This is a genomic window from Ferrovum myxofaciens, from assembly GCF_000735045.1.
Taxonomy (GTDB): domain Bacteria; phylum Pseudomonadota; class Gammaproteobacteria; order Burkholderiales; family Ferrovaceae; genus Ferrovum; species Ferrovum myxofaciens.
Genome location: NZ_JPOQ01000255.1, coordinates 1 through 377, shown reverse-complemented (window position 1 = coordinate 377; position 377 = coordinate 1). Strand labels below are relative to the sequence as shown.

At 52.3% G+C, this 377-nt stretch carries 1 protein-coding gene; it reads right to left on the bottom strand.

Translation table 11 applies throughout. The features are described from left to right. Positions 1 to 293: IS66 family insertion sequence element accessory protein TnpA (gene tnpA / locus IV91_RS0113295; RefSeq protein ID WP_031599253.1), on the bottom strand; the 293-nt coding region annotated here is incomplete at its 3' end. Between the last annotated feature and the right edge of the window lie 84 nt (positions 294 to 377).

The window sequence follows — 377 nt, the reverse complement described above, 5'->3', positions numbered from 1 at the left end:
GTCAGTACCACCCCACCACCCAGATCGAGTTTGAGTTCAAGGATTCCTGTCCGGGGTTGAGGTTCAGGGGCAGGCAGCGTACCCAGATCCAAAAACCCTACGGGTTGCATCTGGCTGATGGCAGGGAAAATCCCATTGCGAAATACCCCTTGCCAGCGTATCAATCGGGATGGATTTAATCCCTTATCCCGACAGAAACTCTTGCAGTCCTGACCACTGGTCAGAAACTCGGATACGAACCCCTGCCAGTCCTGCCTGCTGTGGCGAATTCTCCTGCTACGCTTGGTTTCCATACCTGCTCTCCTGTGTCACAATCTGAAGAGGAGTATGCAGAAAAATTATCCAGGAAAATACAACGCCGCTGGCTTACCGCTTAC